Annotated in this window: 20 protein-coding genes; 10 read left to right on the top strand and 10 right to left on the bottom strand. The window is 72.7% G+C overall.

The window, feature by feature from the left end; all coding sequences use genetic code 11:
* Positions 1–13: 13 nt before the first annotated feature.
* Together ACH5AR_RS21690 and pyk are read left to right on the top strand one after the other, a co-directional pair.
* Positions 14–1237, top strand: a complete 1224-nt coding sequence (locus ACH5AR_RS21690) for an acetate kinase (RefSeq protein ID WP_396303079.1) — start codon at positions 14–16, stop codon at positions 1235–1237.
* A 94-nt stretch (positions 1238–1331) separates the two neighbouring features.
* A complete protein-coding gene (gene pyk, locus ACH5AR_RS21685; RefSeq protein ID WP_396303078.1) occupies positions 1332–2759 on the top strand; it encodes a pyruvate kinase in 1428 nt (475 codons plus the stop codon).
* A gap of 74 nt (positions 2760–2833) precedes the next feature.
* Here the strand turns inward: pyk and ACH5AR_RS21680 are convergent, their stop codons facing one another.
* The 4 genes from ACH5AR_RS21680 to ACH5AR_RS21665 all read right to left on the bottom strand — a co-directional run bounded on the left by ACH5AR_RS21680 (position 2834) and on the right by ACH5AR_RS21665 (position 7379).
* The gene (locus ACH5AR_RS21680) at positions 2834–4252 is read right to left on the bottom strand and encodes a hypothetical protein (protein WP_396303077.1); all 1419 of its coding nucleotides are present in this window, start codon (positions 4250–4252) and stop codon (positions 2834–2836) included.
* Positions 4249–4857 (bottom strand): DUF6114 domain-containing protein, encoded by a 609-nt coding sequence (locus ACH5AR_RS21675; protein WP_396303076.1) that lies wholly within the window; start codon positions 4855–4857, stop codon positions 4249–4251. Before ACH5AR_RS21675 ends, ACH5AR_RS21680 begins: the two co-directional genes overlap by 4 nt.
* A 124-nt stretch (positions 4858–4981) precedes the next feature.
* Entirely contained in the window at positions 4982–5653 is a 672-nt protein-coding gene (locus ACH5AR_RS21670; RefSeq protein WP_396303075.1) for a DUF6230 family protein, read from the bottom strand.
* Positions 5654–6386: 733 nt separating this feature from the next.
* Positions 6387–7379: a tetratricopeptide repeat protein gene (locus ACH5AR_RS21665; protein WP_396303074.1), complete on the bottom strand. Its 993-nt coding sequence runs from the start codon at positions 7377–7379 to the stop codon at positions 6387–6389.
* A gap of 419 nt (positions 7380–7798) precedes the next feature.
* Here ACH5AR_RS21665 and ACH5AR_RS21660 point away from each other — a divergent pair, with 419 nt between their 5' ends.
* Positions 7799–8449, top strand: a complete 651-nt coding sequence (locus tag ACH5AR_RS21660) for a TetR/AcrR family transcriptional regulator (protein WP_396303206.1) — start codon at positions 7799–7801, stop codon at positions 8447–8449.
* 87 nt (positions 8450–8536) lie between these two features.
* Here the strand turns inward: ACH5AR_RS21660 and ACH5AR_RS21655 are convergent, their stop codons facing one another.
* The 3 genes from ACH5AR_RS21655 to ACH5AR_RS21645 form a co-directional block, all read right to left on the bottom strand.
* Positions 8537–10222, bottom strand: coding sequence for a methylmalonyl-CoA mutase (locus ACH5AR_RS21655; RefSeq protein ID WP_396303073.1), 1686 nt, complete (start codon positions 10220–10222; stop codon positions 8537–8539).
* Positions 10223–10451: 229 nt separating this feature from the next.
* Positions 10452–10793 carry a DUF3817 domain-containing protein gene (locus ACH5AR_RS21650; protein ID WP_396303072.1) on the bottom strand — a complete coding sequence of 114 codons (342 nt, stop codon included), beginning with the start codon at positions 10791–10793 and terminating at the stop codon, positions 10452–10454.
* 76 nt (positions 10794–10869) lie between these two features.
* A complete protein-coding gene (locus tag ACH5AR_RS21645) occupies positions 10870–11442 on the bottom strand; it encodes a MarR family winged helix-turn-helix transcriptional regulator (protein ID WP_396303071.1) in 573 nt (190 codons plus the stop codon).
* A 496-nt stretch (positions 11443–11938) separates the two neighbouring features.
* Between ACH5AR_RS21645 and ACH5AR_RS21640 the strand changes: the two genes are divergently transcribed.
* Both ACH5AR_RS21640 and ACH5AR_RS21635 read left to right on the top strand, forming a co-directional pair.
* Positions 11939–13567: a M4 family metallopeptidase gene (locus ACH5AR_RS21640; RefSeq protein WP_396303070.1), complete on the top strand. Its 1629-nt coding sequence runs from the start codon at positions 11939–11941 to the stop codon at positions 13565–13567.
* 443 nt (positions 13568–14010) lie between these two features.
* Positions 14011–15636 carry a M4 family metallopeptidase gene (locus ACH5AR_RS21635; RefSeq protein WP_396303069.1) on the top strand — a complete coding sequence of 542 codons (1626 nt, stop codon included), beginning with the start codon at positions 14011–14013 and terminating at the stop codon, positions 15634–15636.
* Positions 15637–15762: 126 nt separating this feature from the next.
* Here ACH5AR_RS21635 and ACH5AR_RS21630 read toward each other — a convergent pair whose 3' ends face one another.
* Positions 15763–16077 carry a DUF3817 domain-containing protein gene (locus ACH5AR_RS21630; protein WP_396303205.1) on the bottom strand — a complete coding sequence of 105 codons (315 nt, stop codon included), beginning with the start codon at positions 16075–16077 and terminating at the stop codon, positions 15763–15765.
* Between the two features lie 286 nt (positions 16078–16363).
* On the opposite strand from ACH5AR_RS21630, the gene ACH5AR_RS21625 reads away from it, so the two are divergent.
* The 5 genes from ACH5AR_RS21625 (at position 16364) to ACH5AR_RS21605 (ending at position 20150) form a co-directional block, all read left to right on the top strand.
* Complete coding sequence (locus ACH5AR_RS21625) at positions 16364–17161, top strand: DUF2127 domain-containing protein (protein ID WP_396303068.1); 798 nt, start codon at positions 16364–16366, stop codon at positions 17159–17161.
* Between the two features lie 80 nt (positions 17162–17241).
* Positions 17242–17880: an AIM24 family protein gene (locus tag ACH5AR_RS21620; protein WP_396303067.1), complete on the top strand. Its 639-nt coding sequence runs from the start codon at positions 17242–17244 to the stop codon at positions 17878–17880.
* The gene (locus tag ACH5AR_RS21615; RefSeq protein ID WP_396303066.1) at positions 17880–18530 is read left to right on the top strand and encodes an AIM24 family protein; all 651 of its coding nucleotides are present in this window, start codon (positions 17880–17882) and stop codon (positions 18528–18530) included. The genes ACH5AR_RS21620 and ACH5AR_RS21615 overlap by 1 nt, the downstream gene beginning before the upstream one ends.
* 263 nt (positions 18531–18793) lie before the next feature.
* A complete protein-coding gene (locus ACH5AR_RS21610) occupies positions 18794–19594 on the top strand; it encodes an AIM24 family protein (RefSeq protein WP_396303204.1) in 801 nt (266 codons plus the stop codon).
* A 40-nt stretch (positions 19595–19634) separates the two neighbouring features.
* Positions 19635–20150, top strand: a complete 516-nt coding sequence (locus ACH5AR_RS21605; RefSeq protein ID WP_396303065.1) for a MarR family winged helix-turn-helix transcriptional regulator — start codon at positions 19635–19637, stop codon at positions 20148–20150.
* Positions 20151–20225: 75 nt separating this feature from the next.
* Here ACH5AR_RS21605 and meaB read toward each other — a convergent pair whose 3' ends face one another.
* Together meaB and ACH5AR_RS21595 are read right to left on the bottom strand one after the other, a co-directional pair.
* Positions 20226–21182: a methylmalonyl Co-A mutase-associated GTPase MeaB gene (gene meaB, locus ACH5AR_RS21600; RefSeq protein WP_396303064.1), complete on the bottom strand. Its 957-nt coding sequence runs from the start codon at positions 21180–21182 to the stop codon at positions 20226–20228.
* Between the two features lie 83 nt (positions 21183–21265).
* Positions 21266–22459: an acetyl-CoA C-acetyltransferase gene (locus ACH5AR_RS21595; RefSeq protein ID WP_396303063.1), complete on the bottom strand. Its 1194-nt coding sequence runs from the start codon at positions 22457–22459 to the stop codon at positions 21266–21268.
* Positions 22460–22507: the final 48 nt, after the last annotated feature.

Raw genomic sequence — 22507 nt, 5'->3', positions numbered from 1 at the left:
GCGAGGCGGGCGCATGAGGAACGGCACCCGCGTCCTGGTCCTGAACGCCGGCTCCTCGTCGGTGAAGTACCAGCTGATCGACATGCTGGACGGCGCGAAGCTGGCCTCCGGGCTGGTCGAGCGGATCGGCGAGGCCGGCGGCCGGCTGGTGCACACCCCGCGCACCGGCGAGCCCCGGGAGACCGTCCAGGCCTTCCCGGACCACGCCGCCGCGCTCAAGGCCGTCGCCGAGGAGCTGTCCGCCGACGCCCTCGGGCTGGACTCCCCCGAGCTGGCCGCGATCGGCCACCGGGTGGTGCACGGCGGCCTGCGCTTCACCGAGCCGACCGTCGTCACCGACGACGTGCTCAAGGAGATCCGCCGGCTGATCCCCGTCGCCCCGCTGCACAACCCGGCCAACATCACCGGCATCGAGGTCGCCCGGGCGCTGCGCCCCGACCTCCCCCAGGTGGCCGTGTTCGACACCGCCTTCCACGCCTCGATGCCCGAGTACTCGGCCCGGTACGCGATCGACAAGGCCGTCGCCGACGAGCACCGGGTGCGCCGCTACGGCTTCCACGGCACCTCCCACCAGTACGTCTCGCGGGCCACCGCCCGGCTGATCGGCAAGGACCCGGCCGAGGTCAACGTGATCGTGCTGCACCTGGGCAACGGGGCCTCCGCCTCGGCGGTCAGCGGCGGGCGCTGCGTGGACACCTCGATGGGCCTGACCCCGCTGGAGGGCCTGGTCATGGGCACCCGATCGGGCGACATCGACGCCGGCGTGGTGTTCCACCTGCACCGGGTCGGCGGGCTGTCCGTGGACGAGATCGACGACCTGCTCAACCGCCGCAGCGGCCTGCGCGGGCTGTGCGGCGAGAACGACATGCGCGAGATCATGCGCCGGGCCGACGAGGGGGACGCCGACGCACGGCTGGCGTTCGACGCGTACATCCACCGGCTGCGCAAGTACATCGGCGGCTACTACGCGGTGCTCGGCCGGGTGGACGCGATCGCGTTCACCGCCGGCGTCGGGGAGAACGCGGCGCCGGTGCGCGCGGCGGCCACCGCGGGGCTGGAGGAGCTGGGCATCGCCGTCGACCCGGAGCTGAACTCGGTGCGGTCCGGCGCGGCCCGGCTCGTCTCGCCCGAGTACGCCCGGGTGGCGGTCGCCGTGGTGCCCACCGACGAGGAGCTGGAGATCGCCCGACAGGCCTTCGCGCTGGTGCACCGGGAACGCCGGGAGTCCGAGGACTGATACGGATTCGTCTCACTCCTCGGAAGCTTTCGTCGGCGATTCCTCCCGGTCCGTGCCGAATGCACCCATAACACGAACGGATAGACTGATCCATATGCGCCGAGCGAAAATTGTCTGCACCCTGGGTCCGGCGACGGACTCCTACGAACAGCTGAAGGCCATCGTCGAGGCGGGCATGAACGTCGCCCGACTGAACATGAGCCACGGCAACCACGCGGACCACGAGGAGCGGTACCGCAAGGTCCGCCAGGTCTCGGAGGACACCGGCAAGGCCATCGGCGTCCTGGCCGACCTCCAGGGTCCGAAGATCCGTCTGGCGACCTTCGCCAACGGCCCGGTGACCGTCGACAACGGCGACGAGTTCACCATCACCACCGAGGACGTCCCCGGTGACCAGCACATCTGCGGAACCACCTACAAGGGCCTGCCCGGCGACGTGAAGCCCGGCGACCCGATCCTGATCAACGACGGCGTCATCGCCCTTGAGGTCGTCAGCGTCGACGGCCCGCGGGTGAGGACCGTGGTGGTCGAGGGCGGCGTGCTCTCGAACAACAAGGGCATCAACCTGCCCGGCGCGGCCGTGAACGTGCCCGCCCTGTCCGAGAAGGACAAGGACGACCTGCGCTTCGCGCTGCGCCTGGGCGTCGACATGATCGCGCTGTCCTTCGTCCGCAACGCGGACGACATCAAGGACGTCCACGAGGTCATGGACGAGGTCGGCATCCGGGTGCCGGTCATCGCCAAGATCGAGAAGCCGCAGGCCGTCGAGGCCATGGAGGAGATCGTCCTCGCCTTCGACGCCATCATGGTCGCCCGCGGCGACCTGGCCGTGGAGTACCCGCTGGAGCGGGTGCCGCTGGTCCAGAAGCAGCTGATCACCCTGGCCCGCCGCAACGCCAAGCCGGTCATCGTCGCCACCCAGATGATGGAGTCGATGATCCACGCCTCGCGGCCGACCCGCGCCGAGGTCTCCGACGTCGCCAACGCCATCCTGGACGGCGCCGACGCGGTCATGCTGTCCGCCGAGTCGAGCGTCGGCAAGTACCCGGTCGAGACCGTCCGCACCATGAGCCGGATCTGCGAGAAGGCCGAGGAGGAGCTGGTCTCCCAGGGCCTCCAGCCGCTCAACCCGGGCCGCAAGCCGCGCACCCAGGGCGGCTCCGTCGCCCGCGCCGCGTGCGAGCTGGGCGACTTCCTGGACGGCAAGGCGCTGGTCGCCTTCACCAAGTCCGGCGACACCGCGCGCCGGCTGTCCCGCTACCGCTCGCCGATCCCGGTGATCGCCTTCACCCCGGACGTCGCCACCCGCAACCAGCTCTCGCTGAGCTGGGGCGTCGAGGCGTACGTGACGGAGCAGGTGGCCACCACCGACGCGATGGTCGCGCAGGTCGACCGGGAGCTGCTGAGGCTCGGCCGGCTCGCCCAGGGCGACACCGTCATCGTCACCGCCGGTGTCCCGGTCGGCGTCCCCGGCACCACCAACATGGTGCAGGTGCACCACCTGGGCACCCGGGGCGAGTGAGCCCCCGTCAGCCCTGAACGCCCGTGGGGCGGTCCTCCTCCGGGAGGGCCGCCCCACGGGCGTTGGGGCGTCCGCTACTTGTCGCTGTAGGGCGCGTCGTCGTTGAACAGGTGCATCCCCGGGATGTGCAGGGTGCCGCCGAACTGGCCGGCCTGCTTGGCGGTGACGCCGGTCAGCTCCAGGTCGAGCGGGATCGGGATGGCGCCGATCAGGTCGTACAGCCAGCGCGGCAGGGTGTCCGGGGTGAGGGTGATCTCGCCGAGGTCGATCGGGATCGGCAGGCCGAGCACCTTGGAGAGGTGGCCGGACAGCCGCTCCACGTACATGGTGATCGGGCCCTTGCGCATGGTCGAGGTCGTCCCGGGGCCGCCCTGGACGTGGAAGGTGACGCCGTTGCCCTCCAGGGTCGACATGTCGAGGTTGTCGATGTCCACGCTGTCGACCACGAACTTCAGGACGCGCTTGCTGCCGGTCGGGGTCCGTACGTCGTACACGCCGTGGAAGGCCGCGCCGTGCAGGGCGAGCCGGCTGGTCTTCAGGGTCCAGTTCTGCTCGGGCACGACGTGCCCGGGGGCGGCCGCGCCGGCGGTCAGGCCCCGCGCGTCCACGTCGCAGTCGGGGTTCTCGGTGGGCGTGCCGGACGGGGTGCCGGAGGGCGTCGCCGGGGCTCCCGCGGAGGGCGTCGCGGACGGCTTCGGCCGGCTGCTCGGCGTGGCGGCGGGCGTGGCGGCGGGCGAGGGCGCGCCGGTCGCGGCGCCGGCCGCGGACGGCTCGGTCTGCGGGGCGGCGGCCGGAGGCTGGGACTGCGGCTGGGCGGGCTGCGCCGGGGTGCCGGTGCGCGGGGCGGGGGCCGTCGGGGTGGCCGGGCCGGTGGGCGGGGCGGGGGTCGTCGGGGCGCCGCCCGGGGTCGGGGTGGGCGAGCCGTTCGGGGTGAACAGCCGGTTGACGCCGTTGACGAGGTCGTCGATCAGCCCGGTCCGGTCCGCCGTACCGGCGCCGTCGGCGTCGCCGCGGTAGACCGCGCTGGACACGGTCGCGCCGGACGCGGTCGCGCCGCCGGTCGCGCCGCCGGTCGCGGCGGAGCGCTCGGCCGGCGCGGTCGGCGCCTGGGCGGGCGCGGTGGTCGGCGTCCCGGTCGGCACCGAGCCCGGGTCGGTCGACGCGCCGGGCGCGGGCGCCGCGGTCGGGCCCTGGCCCGCTCCGGTGGACGGGCCCGGCGGCTCGGGCAGCTCGCTCCTGGGCACCGGCGTCTCGATCGGCGCGACGTCCGGCACGGTGGCCGGCGCGGTGCCGCAGGGCTTGCCGGCCGCGGACTCGGCGACCGCCGGGTTGGGCGTGTAGGCGGCGGCCATCAGCAGCGCGGTCGGCACCGCGGCCATCGCCAGCGCCCGGCCCCGCAGCCGGACCCGTACCGGCGTGCGCGGCGCGGCGTGCCGGCCGGAGCGCGGTGCGGGAGCGGTCGTGCCGTCGGCTTGCTCGGCCGGCCCGGTCACCGCGCCTCCTCCTGGTCCACGGCCGCGGCCTGCCGCGGGACGGCGGCCCCGTCCTCCGGCTGCGGCCGGCCGCCCTGGGCGGGCAGCACGGCCGTGGGCGGCTCGTCGGCGGCACGGGCGGCGGCGTTCCCGGCCGTCGCCTGGGCGGCGCCCCCGGGACGGCGCCGGCGCCGGGCCCTCGCCGGGGCGGCGGACGGCTCGGGCAGCGGCGCCCAGGAGACCATCAGCCCGCCGCCGACCAGGCCCGGCAGCAGCGCCAGCCCGAAGCCCGCGAGGTTGGAGACCGGGATCGACACCAGCGTCAGCAGGATGGTCGCGATGCCCGCGAAGACCCGTACCGCGGGCTGGAACCACGCGGTCAGCCCGAGGATGGCCATCAGCACCCCGATGATCAGCGAGCCGGCGCCCGCCGTGGTGGACATCGCGATGGTCAGGCCGCCGAACGACAGGTGCGCGTAGGGGAAGTAGAGGATCGGGACGCCGGCGATCATGGCCAGCAGTCCGCCCCAGAAGGGCCTGGTGCGGCGGAACTCACGGAAGTGCCGCCAGAGCCACCCGGCGGGGTTCTGCCGCTGGGGCCGCGTCTCGACCGTTGCGCTGGACATGGTGCAACTCCTCGACGTCGCTACGAGGGAGGAACGATGGAGGTGGGCCGGGGCGGCGGAGCACCGCCGTCCCGGCCCGGGGCCGTCACTCGGGCGCGCCGTGCGGCGCGCCGTCAGGCGAGGCTCAGAAGCATTCGTTGCCCTTGCCGTCGCCGTTCTTCAGCGAGAGGCTCAGACCGTTCAGCTTGAACGTTCCGGCGGAGGTGGCCCGGGCGGTCTGCTGGACGCCGGTCAGATCGGCCTCCTTCGCGGCCTGGGCGAAGCCGGTGCCGCCGGTCGGCAGGCCCTTGTTGCCGGTCGCCTTCTGGACGGCCGGGTGGGGCGCCCAGCCCTGGGTCGCCGAGCCGGTGAGGGTGGAGGCGTCCTGGCCGATGTTGATGTCGGTGAAGGTCGCGTCCGCCTTCAGCTGCTCCAGGTCGATCAGCAGGTTGTCGGCCTGGACCGGCTTGCCCGCCTCGGTACCGGCGTTGAGCTGGAGGGTGATCTTGCCCAGGCCGAAGCCGGACAGGTCGGTCACCACCGACTGGCACAGGTTCTCGATGTCGGCGTGGTCGAAGGCCGAGACGGCGACCGGGTGCAGCGTGCCGTTGGCCTCGACGTCGACGGTGCCGAACTGGGCGAAGTTGCTCCCGTGCAGGTGGGTGGTGCTCACCTTGAACGACTGGCCGGAGATGCTGAACGAGGCGGCGAGCGCGCTGTTGGCGATCGAGACGCCGACCATCGCGGTGGCCGCGACGCTCGGCACCATCACCAGGGCGAAGCGCTTCCAGCGGGTCTTGCCGTAGGTCTGGGACATGCGAGTCCTCCTTCTAGGACGTACATCTCCGGCTCCCCGGCGGCGCGTCCCGCACCGGTGGGGGCCTGGGATGGGAGAGAGCTACGTCCTCGGTAGCGGAGAGCGCCTTGGGCGTCGGCGGACGCGGGAGCGGCCGGCGTGCAGCGGGCCTCCCGTCCGAGCACCGGCCGTCCTGGCGGGACGGCGGGCAGGGCCGACGACATCGGCGATCACCCCCGAGCGACAACCAGCGACCGCGCAGGGCCGCGCGGCCGGTCGAAGGACAGGAACCGCCGTGGGACCGCGGATACCCCCCTGCCCTCCCTCCCGCCGGCCGGGGCCGGCGGACCGCCCGGTGGGGATCCCGCGCTCCGCGTGGCCGACCGGAGTCGGGGGTGGAGCCCGGGACCGGGCGTGGCCGATCGTGCTTGAATCCCGGGCGAAGCACAAGAGGTGCCTTACTGACGGGTAATGCAACATCAGGTGGAGGCGATCACGGAATCGGGGTGATTCGCACCGTGCGTGACGCCTTGAAGGATTGGTGACGGGGAAATCTGCCGGAAACACCGGCGAAACACCCGTGGGTGGTCACACAAGGTGACCACCCACGGGTGAAATCAAGATTTGGTAAACCTCTGTCCGGTTGACCGGATTGTCGCCAAATCACCAGGCGACACCGCAGGTCATCCGCCGTGCCAGGCACCGGACCCGGCGCGGGCGCGGAGCCGGACCGGGCGCGGGTGCCGAGCCCGGCTCAGAACAGCACGCGGGCCAGCGCCGTACGGGCCGCGACGACCCGCGGGTCCTCCGGGCCGATCACCTCGAACAGCTCCAGCAGGCGCAGCCGGGCGGTGTCCCGGTCCTCGCCGGCCGTCCGCCCGACGGTGGCCACCAGCCGCCCGAAGGCGTCCTCGACGTGGCCGCCGACCAGGTCCAGGTCGGCCGCCTCCAGCTGGGCCCGGAGGTCCTTCGGGTCGGCGGCGGCCGCCGCCCGGACGGTCTGGAGGTCCAGGCCCTCGACCCGCCGCAGCAGCTCGGCCTGGGCCAGGCCCAGCTTGGCCTCGGCGTTGCCCGGCTGGTCGGCCAGCACGTTCCGGTACGCCTGGATGGCACCGCCCAGGTCCCCGGCGTCCAGCGCGTCGTGCGCGGCGGACAGCGCCGGGTCCTCCGGGCGCGCCGGGGCCTCGGGAGCGGCCCCGCCCGGGGCGGCCGCGCCGCCGACCACGCCGAAGCGCTGCTCGGCGACCAGGATCAGCTGGTCCAGGATCTTGCGGATGTTGGCGGCGCTCTCGGCCCCCTGGAACAGCGGCACCAGCTGGCCGGCCACCACGGCCATCACCGCCGGGATGCCCTGGATGCCGAACTGCTGCGAGAGCAGCGGGTTGGCGTCCACGTCGATCTTGGCGAGCACGAAGCGGCCGGCGTACTCCTCGACCAGCCCCTCCAGGACCGGGCTCAGCTGCTTGCAGGGCCCGCACCACTCGGCCCAGAAGTCGATGACGACCGGCACCTCGGTGGAGCGCTGGACGACCTCGGTCTCGAAGGTGTCCTCGGTGACGTCGATGACGAGCTGGTAGGCGGGCTGGGCGGGGGCGACCCCGGCCGATTCGGCGGCGGCCGCCTGGCGGGCCCGCTCGGCCCGGGCCTGCTCGGCCTTCTGGGCGGCTTCGCCGGCCGCCTTCACTGCGGCGAGGTCGACGGCTCCGCGCAGGGCGGAGCTGTTGAGACGCGAATTCCGTGGCTGCATGGCACCATCCTCCCCCGTCCGCGCTGCTCGCGGGCACCAACCTCCGGAAAGTCGCCCCGCGCGGGCCGCGCGGTGCGGGTTCCCGGGCGCGGTGCCCCTCCCCCGGTAGCCTGGACCGTTCGGCGCGGATCCCCACCCGCGCCCACGCCGCTCCCGTCCCACGGGAGGCGGCGCCTGGTTGTCACTGCTTTCGCTACGAGTCGTAGCGTAACTGGAGCCGGTGCCCCGCCCGCAAGCCCCACCGGCGGTTCGGCGACGTGACCTGCCCCACTTTCCCGGCCCGCCCCGCTGCCCGAACGGGCGAACAGTCGCTACGGTTACCAGCCCCACCCAAGTTACTTACCAGTAAAGCGCAAGGAGGCCCGGTGCCGGCCGCCCAGCCCCCAGCGAGCCCGGACAGCACGGCGAGCACCGGCCAGGTGTGCTCCGCCCCGGCCTGCCCCGCCCCGGAACCCGCGGCCGCCGCCCGGGCCAAGGGCCGCCCGCGCAGCGCCGCCGCCGACCGCGCCATCCTCGACGCCACCCGCGAGGCCCTGGCCGAACTCGGCTGGGGCGGGCTCACCATGGGCCACGTGGCCAGCCGCGCCGGGGTCGCCAAGACCACCCTGTACCGCCGCTGGCCGTCCAAGAACGAGCTGGTGGTGGACGCCGTCGCCAGCCTCTTCGACGACCTGGTGATGCCCGACCTCGGCAGCCTGCGGGCCGACATCGAGGCCGTGGTGGCGCAGTTCGCCGACCTGCTGGCCCGCCCGGAGACCCAGGCCGCGCTGCTCGCGCTGTTCGCCGAGGGCACCCGCGACCGCCAGCTGCGGCGCCGGATCCGCGAGTCCATCGTCGACCCGCAGAAGCGGCTGGTCCGCCAGGGCCGGGCGGCGGCCCAGGCCCGCGGCGAACTCGGCCCGGACACCGACGCCGCCTCGGCCCGCGAGGAGGTCGACATCATCTTCGACACCATCGCGGGCACCGTCGAGCACCGCGTCCTGGTCAGCGGCGAGCCGATCACCCCGGAGTGGACCCGCCGCTTCAGCGACCTGCTGCTCGGGCCGCTCCTCGCCGACCTCCCCGACTGAGGACCCGGCGCAGGACACGGCGCAGGACACGGCGGAGCCGCCGTACGGGATCCCGTACGGCGGCTCCGCGGCGCCCGGCCGGGCCGGTCAGAACATGGCGTTCTCCTGGTACGTCCCCCACTCCTGCCGCAGCGCGTTGCAGATCTCGCCCAGCGTCGCCTCGGCGCGCACCGCGTCCAGCATCGGCGGGATCATCGACTCGCCCGAGCGCGCCGCCGCCAGCACGGCGTCCAGCCCGGCCCGGACGGCCGCGTCGTCCCGGGCCGCCTTGCGCTCGCGCAGCACCCGGACCTGCTCGCGCTCGACCTCGTGGCTGACCCGCAGGATCTCCAGCTCGGGGGTGACGCTGCGCGGGTGGCAGTTGACGCCGACCACGCGCTTGTCGCCCTTCTCCACCGACTGCTGGTACTGGAAGGCCGCCTCGGCGATCTCCCCGGTGAACCAGCCCTCCTCGATGCCGCGCAGGATGCCCGAGGTGATCGGGCCGATCTCGTGGTCCTCGCGGCCCTTGTCCAGGATCCGCTGGAAGATCGCCTCGGCCTGCTGCTCGATCCGGTCGGTCAGCGCCTCGACGTACCAGGAACCGCCCAGCGGGTCGGCGACGTTGGCGACGCCGGTCTCCTCCATCAGCACCTGCTGGGTGCGCAGGGCGATCTCGGCGGCCTGCTCGGAGGGCAGCGCCAGGGTCTCGTCCAGCGCGTTGGTGTGCAGCGAGTTGGTGCCGCCGAGCACCGCGGCCAGCGCCTCGACGGCGGTGCGGACCACGTTGTTGTACGGCTGCTGCGCGGTCAGCGAGACGCCGGCCGTCTGGGTGTGGAAGCGCAGCCACTGCGCCTTGTCCGTCTTGGCGCCGAAGTGCTCGCGCATCCAGCGGGCCCAGATCCGGCGCGCCGCGCGGAACTTGGCGATCTCCTCGAAGAAGTCCACGTGGGCGTCGAAGAAGAAGGACAGGCCGGGGGCGAAGACGTCCACGTCCAGGCCGCGGGACAGGCCCAGCTCGACGTAGCCGAAGCCGTCCGCGAGGGTGTACGCCAGCTCCTGCGCGGCCGTCGCCCCGGCCTCGCGGATGTGGTAGCCGGAGACGGACAGCGGCTTGTACGCGGGGATGCCCTCGGCGCAGTAGGCCATCAGGTCGCCGATCAGGCGCAGGTGCGGCTCGGGGGCGAAGAGCCACTCCTTCTGGGCGATGTACTCCTTGAAGATGTCCGTCTGGAGGGTGCCGTTGAGCACGGCGGGGTCCACGCCCTGGCGCTCGGCGGCGACCAGGTACATGCAGAAGATCGGCACGGCCGGGCCGCTGATCGTCATCGAGGTGGTGACCTCGCCGAGCGGGATGCCGGCGAACAGCACCTCCATGTCCGCGGCCGAGTCGATGGCCACGCCGCAGTGGCCGACCTCGCCCAGCGACTTCGGGTCGTCCGAGTCGTAGCCCATCAGGGTGGGCATGTCGAAGGCGACCGAGAGGCCGCCGCCGCCCGCGTCCAGGATCATCCGGTAGCGCTCGTTGGTCTGCCGGGCGTTGCCGAAGCCGGCGAACTGCCGGATGGTCCAGGTCCGGCCGCGGTAGCCGGTCGGGTGCAGACCGCGGGTGTACGGGTACTCGCCCGGCCAGCCGATCCGCTCGAAGCCCTCCACTGCCTGCCCGGCGGGCGGGCCGTAGACCGGCTCGACCTCGTCCCCGGAGAGGGTGGTGAAGTCCGCGTCGCGCTTGCGGGCCCTGTCGTACCGCTGCTGCCAGCGCTGCCGGCCGCGCTCGATCTCCTCGGCGTCCATGACCCCGAACTCCGCTCAGTACGGCCGCCACGGCGACGGGCGGCACAGCTAGTAGGACGTCCTAACAATTTACTCGGACGTCCTAGTACTTGTCGACGGACAACCGCCGGCGGCGCCGGATCCGCCCCGCGCGGCGGCCGCGGGCCCGGGAACGCCGGAGCGCCCCTCCCCCGGTCGGGGAAGGGGCGCTCGCGCGGGCCCGTGCCGGGCCGCGGGTCGGGCTGCGCGGTCAGACGCCGGCCGGCTGGCGGGCGGCGTCGCCCACCGGGAGCGCCGCGGCGGCCTCGCGGGCCACCTTGCGCTCGAAGACGAAGGAGAGGAAGGGGATGCAGCCCGCCGCCAGGGTGAGCACCAGCCGGCCCATCGGCCACTTGAGCTTCTGCCCGAGCATGAAGGTCACCACGAAGTACCCGATGTAGAGGTAGCCGTGCAGCATCGCGACGTAGGTGGTCACGTCCTGGGCGGCGTCGAAGCCGTACTTCGCGACCATGAAGCCGCAGAACACCAGCAGCGCCACACCGGTCGCGACGGCCAGGGCCCGGTACCAGCCCAGCAGGGGGGTCGCCTTCATGATCTTCCTCGCCTCGCTCGGCAGTGTCGGCCGGTACGCCCGGATCCGCGCACCGCTCACACGAGGGTAGCCGCCTTCACGCCCCGCCCTTCGCAGCCCCCTCGGCGGAGTCTCCGGAGTCTCCGGAGTCGGCGGAGTCGGCCGGGTCCGTGAAGTCGCCGGCCGCGACCCGCAGCGGCCGGAGCAGCTCGAAGACCTGGCGGCACTGCGCGGCGTCGTACTCCTCCAGGCCGAACTCCATCGCCATCAGCTCCCTGGTCGCCTCCTCGACCACCTCGCGGCCGCGCCCGGTGATCGCGGCCAGCACGCCGCGGCCGTCCAGCGGGTTGGGGCGGCGGGCGACCAGCCCGGCCCGCTCCAGGCGGTCGACGGTGTTGGTGACGCTCGTCGGGTGGACCATGAGCCGCTCGCCGATCTTGGAGAGCGAGAGCTCCCCGGTCCGGCTGAAGGTCAGCAGCACCAGCGCCTCGTAGCGGGCGAAGGTCAGCCCGTACGGCTTGAGCACCGCGTCCACCCGGGAGAGCAGGATCTGGTGGGCGCGCATGATCGAGGTGATCGCCGCCATCGAGGGGACCCCGCCCCAGCGGCGGGTCCACAGCTCGTCGGCGCGGGCGATCGGGTCGAAGTCGAGAGCGAGGGGCTTGGCCACCTCCTTACCGTACCGGCGGAAGGGGCGCGTGCTACCAGGCGTCCTGATGGTGGACAAGCGCAACACGTGGCGGGAACCCGCCAATCGGACGGCCAGGTCCATACCAGGACATTGCGGCGGCATGAACGGGCGGCAACGCGCCGCCGTCCCGCCGGGGCTGACCCCGGATCCGCCCCGCGCCGCGCCACCAGGCTTCGGTTCGGACGGAAACCCGCTGCGGACCAGGACGGTACATCCCTTTTGCCCCTCGCTTCACATTCCTTCACGGTGGCGGGACTTGGCCAATTCATGAGCAAGACCTGTCATTTGATTTGCTCGATTGTCATGCTTTCGGCCAACCCCGTTCGGTAGCCACCACCCCCACCCACCGGTGGCGAAGCCGCTCCGACCGCCCGGGGCCTCGCCCGTCAGCGCCCGTTCCGCCCCTCAGGTGCCGTCCCCGGCCCCCGGAACGCCGCGCGACCGCGCCCAGCGGTTTCCTGGAAGGACCTCGTTCGTGAAGCGAAAGCTCGCCGCAGTCGCCGTACTCTCCGCCACCGCCCTGCTCACCGGTGTCGTCCAGGGCACCGCGGCCATCGCGGACCCCGCCCCGCACTCCCGGGCCGGGCAGCAGCGCGCCGACCTGATCGCCCTGGCGAACGGCCAGGCCGGCCGGGTGGCCCACGCCCTGGCACTGGGCGGCCAGGAGCAACTCGTCGCCAAGGACGCCGTGGTGGACGCCGACGGCACCCGCCACCTGCGCTACGAGCGCACCTTCGCCGGCCTGCCCGTCCTCGGCGGCGACCTGGTGGTGCACCAGAAGGCCGACGGCTCGACCACCTCCGTCGACAGGGCCACCGGCGCGACCATCGCCCTGCCGAGCCTCACCCCGCAGATCCCCGCCGACAAGGCCGCCGCCCAGGCGACCGGCGCCGTGCAGTCCACCGTCGGCATCGCCGTCGACGAGGACGAGTCCCCGCTGACCGAGGTCCACCAGACCGGGAAGGCCGAGCTGGTCGTGTGGGCCTCCGACGGCAACCCGCGCCTGGCCTACCGGACCACCGTCGAGGGCCTGCGCGCCGACGGCACCCCGAGCAGCCAGCTGCTGGTCACCGACGCCGCGAGCGGCCAGGTGCTCGCCAGCCACGAGCAGGTGCGCACCGCCGCCGGCACCGGCAAGGGCGTCTTCGTCGGCACCGTCCCGCTGACCACCACCCAGAGCGGCACCTCCTACCAGCTGAAGGACGCGACCCGCGGCGGGCAGTCCACCTACACCCTCAAGAACAAGACCTCCGGCTCCGGCACGCTGGTCGCCAACAGCACCGACAGCTTCGGCAACGGCCTGGCCACCAACGCGGAGTCCGCCGCGGTGGACGCCCAGTACGGCGCCGCGGCCACCTGGGACTTCTACAAGAACACCTTCGGCCGCAACGGCATCAAGAACGACGGCGTCGGCGCCACCAGCCGGGTCCACTACGGCTCCAACTACGTGAACGCGTTCTGGAGCGACAGCTGCTTCTGCATGTCGTACGGCGACGGCGCGAGCAACACCCACCCGCTGACCGCGCTGGACGTGGCCGGGCACGAGATGAGCCACGGCGTCACCTCCGCCACCGCCAACCTCACCTACTCCGGCGAGTCCGGCGGCCTCAACGAGGCCACCTCGGACATCTTCGGCACCATGGTCGAGTGGTACGCCAACCTGCCCGCCGACAAGCCGGACTACCTGATCGGCGAGCAGATCAACATCAACGGTGACGGCAAGCCGCTGCGCTACATGGACCAGCCGTCCAAGGACGGGCGCTCGGCGGACTACTGGTCCTCCTCGGTCGGCGGCCTGGACGTCCACTACTCCTCCGGCGTGGCCAACCACTTCTTCTACCTGCTGGCCGAGGGCAGCGGCGCCAAGACCGTCAACGGCGTCAGCTACAACAGCCCGACCTACAACAACGCGTCGCTGGCCGGCATCGGCCGGGACAAGGCCGCGCAGATCTGGTACCGCGCGCTGACCACCTACTTCACCTCCAGCACCAACTACGCGGCGGCCCGCACCGGCACCCTGAAGGCCGCCGCCGACCTCTACGGCGCGAGCAGCACCGAGTACGCCGCGGTCGCCGCGACCTGGACCGCCGTCAACGTCAACTGACGCACCGCACCGGCGCACCGGGCGCCCGGGCCCTCCCACCGGAGGGCCCGGGCGCCCGCGCCGTTCCGGGCGTCCGCCCCGGAGGCCGGGCCGTCCGGGGCGTCCGGGGCGTCCGGCCTGTCAAGGCCGTCCGGCTGGCGAAGTCCCGCCAGGGGGACGAAGCGCCGGAAACCGGGCAACGGGCGGCAGCCGAACCATCCGTACCGGGACTGGCGGTTCTTGGCCAATCCCGAAGGCGCCCTGTCCATGACTGCCAAGAATTGTCATGCTTCTGACCAAGTCCCGTCCGACCCTCCGCCACCCCCACCCACTCCGGCGGAGCGTCAGGAACCGCACGGGACCGGCACGTCCGCGCCCTACCGCCCCCAAGGTGCCAACCCCGGCGCCCCGGTACGCGGCGCACCCGCACGCACCCGCGGGTCTCGTGGAAGGAACCCCCGCACGTGAAGCGAAAGCTGACTGTCGGAGCCGTACTCTCCGCCACCGCCCTGCTGGCCGGCGTCATCCAGATCGCCGCCGTCCCGGCCCAGGCCGCCGCCCCCTCGCCCGCGCAGCAGCAGTCCGCGCTGCTCGCGCTGGCCTCCGGACAGAGCGCCCCGGTCGCCCGGGCCCTGGCCCTCGGCGACCAGGAGGCGCTGGTTCCCAAGGACGTGGTGGTGGACCGGGACGGCACCCGCCACCTGCGGTACGACCGGACCTACGGAGGGCTGCCGGTGATCGGCGGCGACCTGGTCGTCCACCAGAAGGCCGACGGCTCGGTGAAGTCCGTCGACCGGGCCTTCGCGGGCCGGCTGTCGGTGCCCACGCTGACCCCGGGCCTCGCCGCGCCCCAGGCCGCCGAGCGGGCCACCGCCGCCGTGCGGGCCACCGTCGGCGCCGCCGCCGACCGGGACGAGGCCGCGCTCAGCCGGGTCGACGGCGCCGGCGCGACCGAGCTGGTCGTCTGGGCCGCCGACGGCGCCCCGCGGCTGGCCCACCGCACGGTCGTCGAGGGCCAGCGCGCGGACGGCACCCCGAGCCGCCAGGAGGTCGTCACCGACGCCGCCACCGGCCAGGTGCTCTCCACCGACGAGAAGGTCCAGACCGCCACCGGCACCGGCAAGGGCGTCAACGTCGGCAGCGTCTCGCTGACCACCACCCAGAGCGGTTCCAGCTACCAGCTGAAGGACGCCTCCCGGGGCAACCAGTCCACCACCGACCTGAAGGGCGGCACCTCGGGCAGCGGGACGCTCTTCAGCAACACCACCAACAGCTTCGGCAACGGCCTGCCGTCCAACCGCGAGTCCGCGGCCGTGGACGCCCAGTACGGCGCCGCGGCCACCTGGGACTACTACAAGAACACCTTCGGCCGCAACGGCATCAAGAACAACGGCGTCGGCGCGGCGAGCCGGGTGCACTACAGCACCAACTACGTCAACGCGTTCTGGGACGACTCCTGCTTCTGCATGACGTACGGCGACGGCGCGAGCAACACCCACCCGCTGACCGCCATCGACGTCTCCGGCCACGAGATGAGCCACGGCGTCACCTCCGCCACCGCCGGCCTGATCTACTCCGGTGAGTCCGGCGGCCTCAACGAGGCCACCTCGGACATCTTCGGCACCATGGTCGAGTGGTCCGCCAACCTCGCGGCCGACCCGGGCGACTACCTGATCGGCGAGAAGCTCAACATCAACGGCAACGGCACCCCGCTGCGCTACATGGACAAGCCGTCCAAGGACGGCGCCTCGGCCGACTACTGGTCCTCCACCGTCGGCAACAAGGACGTCCACTACTCCTCGGGCGTCGCCAACCACTTCTTCTACCTGCTCTCCGAGGGCAGCGGGGCGAAGGTGATCAACGGGGTCAGCTACAACAGCCCGACCTCCAACGGCTCGACGGTGACCGGCATCGGCCGGGACAAGGCGGCGGCCATCTGGTACCGCGCGCTGACCGTCTACATGACCTCCACCACCAACTACAAGGCCGCCCGCACCGCGACCCTGAAGGCCGCCACCGACCTCTACGGCGCGAGCAGCACCCAGTACGCCGCGGTCGCGGCGGCGTGGAGCGGGGTGAACGTCAACTAGCCGCCCACCGCACAGCCGGTAGCACCGGCCCGAGCCACCCCCGGTAAGAAACGGCGACAGGCTGCCGCGGCCCTTTGGGAGAGGAGGCCGTGGCAGCCTGTCGACCGTCCACGAGGAGCCGGGGGCTCAGGCGGTGGCGGTCTTCAGCTCGCCCCGCTCCTCCTTGGCGAGCATCCGCTCGGCGAAGAAGCCGCCGGTGGGCACCACCGCGAGCACGAACATCAGGACGCCGCGCTTGGCGTCCCACTTCTGCGCCTGCCAGGCCTGGATCCAGAAGACCACGTACAGGATGAACAGGACGCCGTGCACCATGCCCATCACCGGGACGGCGTCGAACGAGGTGGTGCGCTTCAGCACCGAGCAGATGAGCAGCAGGATGAAGGAGACCCCTTCGGGGCCGGAGACCAGGCGCAGGCGGTGGACGGCGCTGCTGTTCACGATGGGTACCTCGATACGGGGGTCGGCGGCGCGGACACGGGACGCGCTCGTGAGCGGGGCGCACTTGTGAAGCGACTCACAAGCTTCCGGCCCATTATCACCGAGCACATGCCCGGGCCCTGGGCCGGGGGTGGCCACCGTGCCCGATCTCACAACGGCCGCCGGCCCTGTCACAGCTCTGTGCCGGACGCCGCCGAGCGCGGCCGCCCGCCGCCCGCACCCCCTATCCTGCTGCCCGCGCGCCCACCGATCCGGGCGCCGAGGCATCGCACACGGGGGTAGTCACCACATGTTCAAGCTCGACTGGGACCGCAGGACCTGCGCCAAGCGCGGCCACATCACCTACGCGCCGGCGGAGCCCGAGCTGGCCGGCCGGCTGCACGCCTCGACCGCCCTCGGCGACGCCTGGCGCTGCCTGCGCTGCGGCGACTTCGCGCTGGGCGCCCCGCACGGCTCCGGCCCGGCCGAGGACGCGCCGCTGGTGCCCCGCGGCAAGGCGCTGCGGGACCTGTTCATCCTGCGCTTCCTGGCCGTCGAGCGGGTGCTGCGCGGACTGCTGATCCTGGTGGTCGCCTGGGCCGTGTGGAAGTTCTCCAACAGCCAGGACGCGGTGCACCGGATCTTCGACGAGAACCTCTCGGTGTTCAGGCCGGTCACCGACCACTTCCACTGGGACCTCGAACACGCCCCGATCGTCGAGACCATCCGCAAGACCTTCGACTTCCGCAAGAGCACCCTGCTGATCGTGGCCGGCGCGCTGGTCGCCTACGCGGTGGTCGAGATCGTCGAGGCGGTCGGGCTCTGGCTGAACAAGCGCTGGGCCGAGTACCTGACGGTGGTCGCCACCGCGGCCTTCCTGCCGCTGGAGGGCTACGAGCTGAGCCACCACGTCAGCGCGCTGAAGGTCTGCACCCTGGTGCTGAACATCGCGGCGGTGCTCTGGATCATGCTCTCCAAGCGCCTGTTCGGGCTGCGCGGCGGCGCGGCCGCCTTCGAGGCGGAGCGCCACTCGGCCTCGCTGCTGGAGGTCGAGCAGGCGGCCGGCGCCGCCGGGGGCCCCGAGCGGGGGGCGCGCGTCCGGGCCTGACCGGCGCGTTTGTCGCAGCCCGGTACCAGTCCGGCCACGCGCTCTCCCCGTGCCCCGGCCGGAGCGGCTAGATTGCGGCCGTGGCACAGTTCAGACTCCAGGGATCGCGCGTGCTCGCCGTCGACTTGGGCGGGGACGCCGTCAAGGCGCGACACGGTTCGATGGTCGCCTACACCGGGCAGATGGCCTTCAAGAAGCTGACCGGCGGCGGGGACGGCCTGCGCGGCATGGTCACCCGCCGGCTGACCGGCGAGAGGATGACGGTCATGGAGGTGAAGGGCCAGGGCACCTGCTACTTCGCCGACAAGGCCACCGAGATCAGCCTGGTCCGGCTGAACGGCGAGACGCTGTACGTCGAGTCGGACAACCTGCTCTGCACCGAGTCGGGCCTGCACACCGGCACCAGCTTCACCGGGCTGAACGGGATGTCCTCCGGCAACGGCCTGTTCACCACCAAGGTGGAGGGCCACGGCTGGGCCGCCGTCACGTCCAACGGCCCGGCCGTCATCCTGCGGGTCGACAAGAGCATGCCGCTGCGGGTGGACCCGGGCGCCTACGTGGCGCACACCGGCACCCTGCAGCGCAGCCTGAAGTCGGGCGCGGGCTGGACCACGGTCATCGGGGAGGGCGGCGGCGAGGCCGTCCAGATCGAGTTCTCCGGCGAGGGCCTGGTGTACGTCCAGCCGTCCGAGAAGATCACCATCGGGGGCGACGTCTGATGGGCTTCACGAAGATCAACGGCAAGATGGTCGAGGCCCTCGTGGTGCCCGGGCAACGGCTGTTCAGCCAGCGCGGCGCGATGCTCGCGTACAGCGGGGACGTCCGCTTCACGCCGAACATCACCGGCGGGCAGGGCGGCGTGATGTCGATGATCGGCCGCCGGGTCGCCAACGAGGACACCCCGCTGATGACCGTCGAGGGCCAGGGCCGGGTGATGTTCGGCCACGGCGGCCACCACGTCCACGTGATCGACCTGTTCGACGACACCCTGTACGTCGAGGCGGACCGGCTGCTGGCCTTCGAGGGCACGCTGCGGCAGTCGACCATGTTCATGGGCTCGCAGGGCGGTGTGATGGGCATGGTCCGCGGGCAGGTCACCGGGCAGGGCCTGTTCACCACCAGGCTGGAGGGCCGGGGCTCGGTCGCGGTGATGGCCCACGGCGGCGTCTTCGAGCTGCCGATCACCGGCGGCCAGCCGGTGCACGTCGACCCGCAGGCGTACGTGGCGCACCGCGGCGACGTACGCAACAAGCTGTCCACCGCGCTGGGTTGGCGCGACATGATCGGCCGCGGCTCGGGCGAGGCGTTCCAGCTGGAACTGTCCGGGCAGGGCGCGGTGTACGTCCAGGCGAGCGAGGAGAAGCTCTGATGTCCTACCCGCCGCAGCCCCCGTACGGCGGCTCGCCGTACGACCAGCCGACCCAGCCCGGCTTCACCGCCCCGCCGCCCCCGCCGGGCTACGGGCCGCAGCAGGGCGGCTACCCGCCGCCCCCGCCCGGCGGCTACCCCCCGCCGCCGCCCGGGCACCAGCCCGCGCACCAGCCCCAGCACCAGCCCGCGCCGCCGCCCCAGCAGCCCTACGGGCAGCAACAGCCGTACGCCCAGGAACAGTTCGGCGGCCCGGTGGCCCCGCTGCCGACCGGCCACGGCGGCGGCGGGCCGGTGGTGTGGGACGCCCACAGCCTGCCGGCCGGCGACAACGTCAACCCCTACGCCTTCTCGGTCGACCTCCAGGGCTCCTACTTCCTCCAGAAGGGCAAGATGGTCGCCTACTACGGCGACATCACCTTCAAGGGCGTCGGCGCCGGAGCGCTCGACCGGGTGCTCGGCCAGCACTTCAACTCGCCGATGCACGCGGCGGACTGGGTGGTCGCCGAGGGGCGCGGCAAGCTGCTGCTGGCCGACCGGGCCTTCGACCTCAACTCGTACGACCTGGACGAGGGCAACCTGACCGTCCGCTCCGGCAACCTGCTGGCCTTCGACCCGACGCTGCGGCTCAAGCAGTCGATCATCCCGGGCTTCCTGACCCTGATCGGCACCGGCCGCTTCGTCGCCGCCTCCAACGGCCCGGTGCACTTCGTCGAACCGCCGATCCGGGTGGACCCGCAGGCACTGGTCGGCTGGGCGGACTGCCCGGCGCCGTGCCACCACTACGACCACGACTACATGCACGGGCTGATCGGCGGCATCCGCCGGCTGACCGGCCTCGGCGGGGCCTCCGGCGAGGAGCACCAGTTCGAGTTCATCGGCGCCGGCCAGGTGCTGCTGCAGTCGAGTGAGAAGCTGATGGCGGAGCGCTCGGTCGGACAGGTCGGAGCCGAGGCGGGAGTGCCGGTCGGCGGGGTGCCGACCCAGCCGGCCTCGCACGGCGGGAACCCGAACGTGCCGGGCCTCGGTAACCTGGGCGACCTCGGCCGACGTTTCGGCCTGTAAACTTGTACAAGATTGAACTAAATCGGCTATGCTAGAGGGCATGGATACGCACACGATCGACACTGCGGACACCCCTCCGTCGCAGCCCGAGGAGGAGACTCCCTGGCTGACCGCCAGGGAGCAGCGGATGTGGCGCGCCCATCTGGAGGTCGCCAAGCTGCTGGACTACCAGCTCAGCCGCGAACTCCAGCCGCACAACCTGGCGATCAACGACTACGAGATCCTGGTCGTGCTCTCCGAGGCCCCGGACCGCCGGATGCGGATGACCGACCTCGCGACGGCCACCCTCCAGTCGAAGAGCCGCCTCTCCCACCAGATCACCCGGATGGAGAGCGCCGGCCTCGTCCTGCGCCAGGAGTGCCCCGGCGACCGCCGCGGCCTCTACGCCCACCTCACCGAGCACGGCTGGGAGACCATGCAGCGGGTCGCCCCCGACCACGTGCGCAGCGTCCGGGCCCACTTCATCGACCGCTTCACCCCGGAGCAGCTGGACGCCATGTACGAGGCCCTCGCCCCCGTCGCCGACCACCTCCGCGGCCTGCGCGGCAAGCCGTAGCCACCCGGCAGCAGTGGAAGGGCCGGCCCTCCGGGGCCGGCCCTTCCCGGCGTCCGGCCCCTGGCCGGCCGGGCGTCAGGCGCGGGTGAGGCCGGCGACGAGTTCGTCGGCGGCGCCGTACGGGTCGAGGGTGCCGCCGGCCACGCGTTCGGCCAGGACGGCCAGGCGCCGGTCCCCGCGCAGGTCGCCGATCCGGGCGCGCAGTTCGGCCAGTGCGATCGCCTCGATCTCCTGGGCGGCCCGGCGGCGGCGGCGCGCGGCCAGCTCGCCGTGCTCCTCCAGCCAGGCCCGGTGCTTCTCCAGCGCCTCGACCACCTCGTCCACGCCCTCGCCGCGGGCCGCGACGGTCTTGACGATCGGCGGGCGCCAGTCCCCCGCCTCCCGGGCCTCGCCGAGGCCCAGCATGTGGTTGAGCTCCCGCGCGGTGGCGTCGGCGCCGTCCCGGTCGGCCTTGTTGACCACGAAGACGTCGCCGATCTCCAGGATCCCGGCCTTGGCGGCCTGGATGCCGTCGCCCATCCCGGGGGCCAGCAGCACCACGGTGGTGTCGGCCTGGGCCGCGACCTCGACCTCGGACTGGCCCACGCCGACGGTCTCGACCAGGATCACCTCGCAGCCGGCCGCGTCCAGCACCCGCAGGGCCTGCGGCGCCGCCCAGGACAGCCCGCCCAGGTGGCCGCGGGTGGCCATCGAGCGGATGAACACCTCCGGGTCGGTGGCGTGGTCCTGCATCCGGACCCGGTCGCCCAGCAGCGCGCCGCCGGAGAACGGCGAGGACGGGTCGACGGCCAGCACCCCGACCCTCTTGCCGAGCCGCCGGTAGGCGGAGACCAGCGCCGAGGTGGAGGTGGACTTGCCGACCCCGGGCGAGCCGGTCAGGCCCACCGTGTACGCCCGCCCGGTGTGCGGCGCGAGCGCGGCCATCGCCTCCCGCAGCTGCGGCGCGGCGTTCTCGACCAGCGTGATCAGCCGGGCGACCGCCCGCGGCCGGCCCTCCCGGGCCTGCTCGACCAGCGTGGCGACATCGATCATCAGGAGCTCCTTGCGCAGCGGATGCCGAAAGGGGCTGCGGACCGCCGTCCGCGGTCCGCAGCCCTGGGAGTCCGACCGTCCGGTCAGGCCTTGGGGACGCGCACGATCAGCGCGTCGCCCTGGCCGCCGCCGCCGCACAGCGCGGCCGCGCCGATCCCGCCGCCGCGGCGCTGGAGCTCCAGCGCCAGGGTCAGCACCACGCGGGCGCCGGACATGCCGATCGGGTGGCCGAGCGCGATGGCGCCGCCGTTGACGTTGACGATGTCCGAGGAGACGCCGAGGTCCTTCATGGACTGGTGGGCGACGGCCGCGAAGGCCTCGTTGATCTCGATCAGGTCGAGGTCGGCGACCTCCAGGCCCTCCTTGGCCAGCGCGTGCTTGATCGCGTTGGACGGCTGCGACTGGAGCGAGTTGTCCGGGCCGGCCACGTTGCCGTGGGCGCCGATCTCGGCGATCCAGCTCAGGCCCAGCTCCTCGGCCTTGGCCCTGCTCATCACGACCACGGCGGCGGCGCCGTCGGAGATCTGCGAGGAGCTCCCGGCGGTGATCGTGCCGTCCTTGGTGAAGGCCGGGCGCAGCTTGGCCAGGCCCTCGACGGTGGTGTCCGCGCGGATGCCCTCGTCCTGGCTGAACAGCACCGGCTCGCCCTTGCGCTGCGGGATGGCGACCGGGACGATCTCGGCGTCGAAGACCCCGTCGGCCTGCGCCTTGGCGGCCCGCTGGTGGGAGGCGGCGGCGATCTCGTCCTGCACCTCGCGCGGGATGCCCAGGCGGGTGTTGTGCTTCTCGGTGGACTCGCCCATCGGGATGTTCTCGAAGGCGTCGGTGAGGCCGTCGTGGGCCATCGCGTCGAGCATCCCGATCGCGCCGTACTTGAAGCCCTCGCGGGACTTCGGCAGCAGGTGCGGGGCGTTGGTCATCGACTCCTGGCCGCCGGCCACCACGATGTCGAACTCGCCGGCCCGGATCAGCTGGTCGGCCAGCGCGATGGCGTCGAGGCCGGAGAGGCAGACCTTGTTGACGGTCAGCGCCGGGACGTTCATCGGGATGCCGGCCTTGACGGCCGCCTGGCGGGCCGGGATCTGGCCGGCGCCGGCCTGGAGCACCTGGCCCATGATCACGTACTGGACCTGCTCGCCGGTGATCCCGGCACGCTCCAGGGCCGCCTTGATCGCCACGGCGCCGAGGTCCGCGCCGGAGAAGCCCTTGAGGGAGCCCAGCAGGCGGCCCATCGGGGTCCGCGCACCGGCAACGATCACAGAGGTGGTGTTGGTCATGGGACGGGCCCCTTCGCACGTCGTGGCCAGGTGAGGATGCGCTCAATG

Origin of the sequence: Kitasatospora sp. NPDC018619, from assembly GCF_044391605.1 — a bacterium.
Taxonomy (GTDB): domain Bacteria; phylum Actinomycetota; class Actinomycetes; order Streptomycetales; family Streptomycetaceae; genus Kitasatospora.
The sequence above is the reverse complement of the archived record's forward strand: the minus strand, read 5'-3'. Positions and strand labels throughout refer to the sequence as shown.

Excerpts from the sequence above, each read along its gene's own strand:
- ACH5AR_RS21605 (WP_396303065.1), top strand. The coding sequence starts at position 19,635 with ATGGATACGCACACGATCGACACTGCGGACACCCCTCCGTCGCAGCCC.
- ACH5AR_RS21595 (WP_396303063.1), bottom strand. The coding sequence starts at position 22,459 with ATGACCAACACCACCTCTGTGATCGTTGCCGGTGCGCGGACCCCGATG.
- ACH5AR_RS21670 (WP_396303075.1), bottom strand. The coding sequence starts at position 5,653 with ATGTCCCAGACCTACGGCAAGACCCGCTGGAAGCGCTTCGCCCTGGTG.
- ACH5AR_RS21650 (WP_396303072.1), bottom strand. The coding sequence starts at position 10,793 with ATGAAGGCGACCCCCCTGCTGGGCTGGTACCGGGCCCTGGCCGTCGCG.
- ACH5AR_RS21655 (WP_396303073.1), bottom strand. The coding sequence starts at position 10,222 with ATGGACGCCGAGGAGATCGAGCGCGGCCGGCAGCGCTGGCAGCAGCGG.
- ACH5AR_RS21625 (WP_396303068.1), top strand. The coding sequence starts at position 16,364 with ATGTTCAAGCTCGACTGGGACCGCAGGACCTGCGCCAAGCGCGGCCAC.
- pyk (WP_396303078.1), top strand. The coding sequence starts at position 1,332 with ATGCGCCGAGCGAAAATTGTCTGCACCCTGGGTCCGGCGACGGACTCC.
- ACH5AR_RS21615 (WP_396303066.1), top strand. The coding sequence starts at position 17,880 with ATGGGCTTCACGAAGATCAACGGCAAGATGGTCGAGGCCCTCGTGGTG.
- meaB (WP_396303064.1), bottom strand. The coding sequence starts at position 21,182 with ATGATCGATGTCGCCACGCTGGTCGAGCAGGCCCGGGAGGGCCGGCCG.
- ACH5AR_RS21690 (WP_396303079.1), top strand. The coding sequence starts at position 14 with ATGAGGAACGGCACCCGCGTCCTGGTCCTGAACGCCGGCTCCTCGTCG.
- ACH5AR_RS21675 (WP_396303076.1), bottom strand. The coding sequence starts at position 4,857 with ATGTCCAGCGCAACGGTCGAGACGCGGCCCCAGCGGCAGAACCCCGCC.
- ACH5AR_RS21665 (WP_396303074.1), bottom strand. The coding sequence starts at position 7,379 with ATGCAGCCACGGAATTCGCGTCTCAACAGCTCCGCCCTGCGCGGAGCC.